Raw genomic sequence first — 6,039 nt, 5'->3', positions numbered from 1 at the left:
TCGTCCCGCAGAAGGCCTTCGGGCTGCTGCTGGACGCCACCCGGGAGCTGTCCGCGCTGGACCCGGAGCCGCTGGTGCTGCTCGCCGGGGACGGCCCGGAGGCGGGCGCGCTGCGCGAGCGGGTGGCCGCGGAGAAGCTGCCGGTGCGGCTGCTCGGCTACCGCACCGACGTGCCCGACCTGCTGGCCGCCGCCGACCTGGTGGCGGTCTCCAGCCGCTGGGAGGCCCGCTCGCTGGTGGTGCAGGAGGCGGTGCGGGCCGGCGTGCCGGTGGTCGCCACCGCCGTCGGCGGCATCCCCGAACTGGTCGGCGACGCCGCCGTGCTGGTGCCCCCGGGCGATCCGGCGGCGCTCGGCCGCGCCGTGCGCGAACTGCTGGCCGACCCGGCCCGCCGCGAGCGGCTGGTGGCGGCCGGCCGGCAGCAGGCCGAGACCTGGCCGGACGAGGCCGCCACCGTCGCCCAGGTGCTCAGCACCTACGACGAGCTGGTGCAGCGCGGCTGACGCCGCTCGCTAGACCGTGGCCCGATCGGCCCGGTCGGCGGCCGGCCCGTCCGGCTGGGCGGACAGGTACGCGGCGCCGCAGGCGGTCAGCCGCAGGGCGGTGTCGATCAGCGGGACGTGGCTGAAGGCCTGCGGGAAGTTGCCGACCTGGCGCTTGAGCCGCGGGTCCCACTCCTCGGCGAGCAGGCCGAGGTCGTTGCGCAGCGAGAGCAGCTTGTCGAACAGCTCGCGGGCCTCCTGCACCCGGCCGATCATGGCGAGGTCGTCGGCGAGCCAGAACGAGCAGGCCAGGAAGGCGCCCTCGTGGCCGGAGAGGCCGTCCACGTTGTTGCCGCTCTCGTCGTGGGTCGGGTAGCGCAGCACGAAGCCGTCCTCGGTGGACAGTTCGCGCTGGATCGCCTCGATGGTGCCGATCACCCGCTTGTCGTCCGGCGGCAGGAAGCCGACCTGGGGGATCAGCAGCAGCGAGGCGTCCAGCTCCTGGCCGCCGTAGTACTGGGTGAAGGTGTTGCGCTCCGGGTCGTAGCCCTTCTCGCAGACGTCCGCGTGGATCTGCGCGCGCAGCTCGCGCCAGCGCTCCAGGTGGCCGCCGGTGGGCTCGTCCTCGGGGGTCTGCTCCAGCAGCTTGATGGTGCGGTCGACGGCGACCCAGGCCATCACCTTGGAGTGGACGAAGTGCCGGCGCGGCCCGCGGACCTCCCAGATGCCCTCGTCCGGGTTCTGCCAGTGGTCCTCCAGGTACTCGATCAGGCGCAGCTGGAGGTGGTGGGCGTGGTCGTTGCGGACCAGGCCGGTCATGTGGGCCAGGTGCAGGGCCTCGACGACCTCGCCGTAGACGTCGAGCTGGAGCTGGCCGGCGGCGCCGTTGCCGACCCGGACGGGCTGGGAGCCCTCGTAGCCGGGCAGCCAGTCCAGCGAGGACTCGGTGAGCTCCCGCTCGCCGGCGATGCCGTACATGATCTGGAGGTTCTCCGGGTCCCCGGCGACGGCCCGCAGCAGCCACTCGCGCCAGGCGCGGGCCTCCTCGCGGTAGCCGGTGCGCAGCAGCGAGGAGAGGGTGATGGCGGCGTCGCGCAGCCAGGTGTAGCGGTAGTCCCAGTTGCGCTCGCCGCCGATGTCCTCCGGGAGGGAGGTGGTGGGGGCGGCGACGATGCCGCCGGTGGGGGCGTAGGTGAGGCCCTTGAGGGTGATCAGCGAGCGGATCACGGCCTCGCGGTAGGGGCCCTGGTAGGTGCACTGGTCGGCCCACTCGTGCCAGAAGTCGGCGGTGGCGTCCAGCAGTTCCTCGGCGTCCGGGGTCCTGGGCGGGTCGAGGTGGGAGGCCTGCCAGGTGAGGGCGAAGGCGATCCGCTCGCCGGCGGTGACGGTGAAGTCGGCGTAGGTGGTGAGGTCGCGGCCGTAGGTCTCGGCCTCGCCGTCCAGCCAGACCGAGTCGGGGCCGGCGACGGCGACGGTGCGGTGCCCGCCGTCGGGCTGCTCGACGCGGTGCACCCAGGGCACCACCCGGCCGTAGGAGAAGCGCATCCGCAGCGCCGAGCGCATCCGGACGGTGCCGGAGACGCCCTCGACGATCCGGATCATCTGGGGCACGGCGTCCTTGCCGGCCAGCGGGCGCGGCGGCATGAAGTCGATCACCCGGACGGTGCCGCCCCGGGCGTCCCACTCCTGCTCCAGAATCAGCGAGTCGCCCCGGTAGCGGCGGCGGTCGGCGGGCACGGCGGGGGCGGCGGCGCTGGGCGGGGGCACCCGCAGGTCGGCGGTGTCGGCGAGGCGGGCCCGGGCGGGCGAGGAGGCCGGGTCCGCCGCGGGGGCGTCCGCCGAGGCGGCGACGGCCTCGGCCGGGCCGATCCGCCAGAAGCCGTGTTCATCGGTGCCGAGCAGGCCGGCGAACACGGCCGGCGAGTCGAAGCGGGGCAGGCAGAGCCAGTCCACCGCCCCGTCCCTGCTGACCAGGGCAGCGGTCTGCATGTCCCCGATGAGTGCGTAGTCCTCGATACGGCCGGCCACGTGGATCTCCAGTTCGCAATGTGGTCAGGGCATCGGCGAGCGGAGGGAGCGAGCGGGCTGCGGGGCCGGAGGGCCACCCCGGGACGTCCGGCCCGCCGGGGGTGGTGGCAGGCCCTGCTGGAGTGTCCGCGGGGCTCGGTCGAGCCCCTGGAGTGGGTGGGGAGGAGCGGGAATACGGGGAGGTCCGGTCGCGCATCGGGGACCGGGAGTGTCCTGACCCTCCCACGCCCTCCGCGTGCTCGTGCTGTCGGCGATGCGTCCGTGCAGCTTACGACGGACGAAAGGGGCGAAGCACGCGGGCGCAGCCCGGTGTGGCGCCGCAATTCGGCGGAAATGCCGTGCATCGCGAGGACGCGGCGCAGGATGGTCCGGAAGGATCACCTCCGCCTGGCCCGGCCGGAGGAGCCCGAATGGTCCGGACGGGCACCCGCGCTCTGGCCCGGTCCGGTGGGTTGTGCGACCGGTGTGACACGTGCGGCGGGTGATGCGCCGGTGGTGCGCCCCGCGCGCGCTCCCGGCGCGGTGCGCGCGGCCCGAACGGCGTCCGGGCCGGGTCACTGATACCCTGGTATCCCGTGGACCGGCGGGATCAAACGCCCCGGACCAGCCGAACCGACGACCCAGCGAGCGCCGCGCACCGAGCCGGCCTCCCGTCACGGCGAACCCCGAGCTCCCGCCCACGTCACCTTCGACACGCGACCCACGGGAGCCCCCTCTTGGCACAGCCCCATTCCGGCAAGGCAGCGAACGGCCGCGCCGTGACGACCAAGCACCTCTTCGTCACCGGGGGTGTCGCCTCTTCGCTCGGCAAGGGGCTGACCGCCTCCAGCCTCGGCGCGCTGCTCAAGGCCCGCGGCCTGCGCGTGACGATGCAGAAGCTCGACCCGTACCTCAACGTGGACCCGGGCACCATGAACCCGTTCCAGCACGGTGAGGTGTTCGTCACCGACGACGGCGCCGAGACCGACCTGGACATCGGCCACTACGAGCGGTTCCTGGACACCAACCTGCACGGCTCGGCGAACGTCACCACCGGACAGGTGTACTCGACCGTCATCGCCAAGGAGCGCCGCGGCGAGTACCTGGGCGACACCGTCCAGGTCATCCCGCACATCACCAACGAGATCAAGTCCCGGATCCGCCGGATGGCGACCGAGGACGTCGACGTGGTGATCACCGAGGTCGGCGGCACCGTCGGCGACATCGAGTCGCTGCCGTTCCTGGAGGCCGTCCGCCAGGTCCGCCACGAGGTCGGCCGGGACAACGTGTTCTTCGTGCACGTCTCCCTGCTGCCGTACATCGGCCCCTCGGGCGAGCTGAAGACCAAGCCCACCCAGCACTCCGTCGCCGCGCTGCGCAACATCGGCATCCAGCCCGACGCGATCGTGCTGCGCGCCGACCGCGAGGTCCCGCAGGCGATCAAGCGCAAGATCTCGCTGATGTGCGACGTGGACGAGGAGGCCGTGGTCGCGGCCATCGACGCCAAGTCGATCTACGACATCCCGAAGGTGCTGCACGGCGAGGGCCTGGACGCCTACGCGGTGCGCCGCCTGGACCTGCCGTTCCGCGACGTCGACTGGACCACCTGGGACGACCTGCTGCGCCGCGTCCACGAGCCGCAGCACATCGTCAAGGTCGCCCTGGTCGGCAAGTACATCGACCTGCCGGACGCCTACCTGTCGGTGACCGAGGCGCTGCGCGCCGGCGGCTTCGCCAACAACGCCCGGGTCGAGATCAAGTGGGTCACCTCGGACGACTGCGAGACCCCCGAGGGCGCCCAGGCGCAGCTCGGCGACGTCGACGCGATCTGCATCCCCGGCGGCTTCGGCGACCGCGGCGTCAACGGCAAGGTCGGCGCCATCACCTTCGCCCGCGAGAACAAGGTCCCGCTGCTGGGCCTGTGCCTGGGCCTGCAGTGCGTGGTCATCGAGGCGGCCCGCAACCTGGCCGGCCTGCCGGAGGCCAACTCCACCGAGTTCGACGCCGCCGCCAAGCACCCGGTCATCTCCACCATGGCCGAGCAGCTGGCCATCGTCGACGGCAAGGGCGACCTGGGCGGCACCATGCGCCTGGGCCTGTACCCGGCCAAGCTCGCCGAGGGCTCGATCGTCCGCGAGGTCTACGGCGGCGAGCAGTACGTCGAGGAGCGCCACCGCCACCGCTACGAGGTCAACAACGCCTACCGCGCGGACCTGGAGAAGACCGGCCTGGTGTTCTCCGGCCTCTCGCCCAAGGGCGACCTGGTCGAGTACGTCGAGTACCCGCGCGAGGTGCACCCCTACCTGGTGGCCACCCAGGCCCACCCGGAGCTGAAGTCCCGCCCGACCCGCCCGCACCCGCTGTTCGCGGGCCTGGTCAAGGCGGCCATCGAGATCAAGACGGCGGACTCCGAGTAGTCCCCGGCCGCCGCAGTCAGCGGCCGTTCACCGGACGGCGGTCCCGCGATTCCCGCGGGGCCGCCGTTCGGCGTTAGATTGTGTCGTACTGACGAAAAGGGGAGAGCGATGGACGAGCAGAGCCGCCGGGAGATCGCCGACACGGCCGAGGAGTGGGAGGTCCGGGCGAGCGGGACGCCGTTCCAGGGCAAGGTCACCGGGGTGCGCAGCGAGGAGGTCCGGATGCCCGACGGCAGCTGGGCCCGCCGCGACTACCAGACCCACCCCGGCTCGGTCTCGGTGCTCGCCCTGGACGACGAGCAGCGGGTGCTGGTGCTGCGCCAGTACCGCCACCCGGTGCGCCAGCGGCTGTGGGAGCTGCCGGCCGGCCTGCTCGACGTGCCCGGCGAGAACCCGTGGCACGCGGCCCAGCGCGAGCTGTACGAGGAGGCGCACTGCAAGGCCGGCACCTGGCGGATCCTCGCCGACTACTACACCTCCCCGGGCGGCACCGACGAGGCGCTGCGGATGTTCCTCGCCACCGACCTGGCGCCGGCCGAGGGCGAGCGCTACGCGGCCGAGGGCGAGGAGCAGGAGATCGAGGTCGCCTGGATGCCGGTGCCGGAACTGATCCGGCTGATCCAGGCCGGGAAGCTGCACAACCCGACCCTGGTCACCGGCGCCCTCGCCGTGCACGCCGCGCTCACCGGCCCGGACGGGCTGGACGCGCTGCGCCCGGCGGATTCGCCCTGGCCGGCCCGGCCCTTCGACGCCTGAGTCGGCCCCGCGTCGCGCTGCGCCCCGGTAGCCCCGGCGCGTCGGGGCCTGCGTTGAGTCGTTGGGGTGATTTGCCGATTCGTACGACCGGATGTCACCTCGGCTGAGCCGGACGGTCGAACTACGCTTCGCAGACAGGGCGCCCGTCCCGGGCCGCCTCCGCTGAGATCCGGAGGCCGGCCACCGGAAGCCGAGCGTCGGATGCCGAGTGCGGGATGACGTCGGGAGTGGCGCGGGTGGCGAGGAAGACGGCGACGATGGACCCCGGCCCCGGCGCGCCCGCCGGGGCCGTTCCGGGCCTGGAACGGCTGCCGGCCGGGCCCGCGCTGTTCGTCGGGCGGCGCGCCGAACTGGCCACGCTGCGGGCGGCCGCCGCC

Annotated in this window: 4 protein-coding genes; 3 read left to right on the top strand and 1 reads right to left on the bottom strand. The window is 73.3% G+C overall.

What is annotated here, in order from left to right:
* The coding region (locus tag ABZW03_RS35910; protein ID WP_355268149.1) for a glycosyltransferase family 4 protein at positions 1-503 on the top strand (503 nt) is incomplete at its 5' end.
* A gap of 9 nt (positions 504-512) precedes the next feature.
* Here ABZW03_RS35910 and ABZW03_RS35905 read toward each other — a convergent pair.
* The gene (locus ABZW03_RS35905) at positions 513-2,510 is read right to left on the bottom strand and encodes a glycoside hydrolase family 15 protein (protein WP_355268146.1); all 1,998 of its coding nucleotides are present in this window, start codon (positions 2,508-2,510) and stop codon (positions 513-515) included.
* Positions 2,511-3,268: 758 nt separating this feature from the next.
* On the opposite strand from ABZW03_RS35905, the gene ABZW03_RS35900 reads away from it, so the two are divergent.
* A complete protein-coding gene (locus ABZW03_RS35900) occupies positions 3,269-4,906 on the top strand; it encodes a CTP synthase (protein ID WP_355268143.1) in 1,638 nt (545 codons plus the stop codon).
* Positions 4,907-5,014: 108 nt separating this feature from the next.
* Complete coding sequence (locus ABZW03_RS35895) at positions 5,015-5,662, top strand: NUDIX hydrolase (protein ID WP_355268140.1); 648 nt, start codon at positions 5,015-5,017, stop codon at positions 5,660-5,662.
* Positions 5,663-6,039 lie beyond the last annotated feature (377 nt).

Source organism: Kitasatospora sp. NPDC004799 (assembly GCF_040609095.1).
Classification (GTDB): Bacteria; Actinomycetota; Actinomycetes; order Streptomycetales; family Streptomycetaceae; genus Kitasatospora.
This window is presented reverse-complemented; position numbering and strand designations above follow the sequence as displayed.

Excerpts from the sequence above, each read along its gene's own strand:
- ABZW03_RS35895 (WP_355268140.1), top strand. The coding sequence starts at position 5,015 with ATGGACGAGCAGAGCCGCCGGGAGATCGCCGACACGGCCGAGGAGTGG.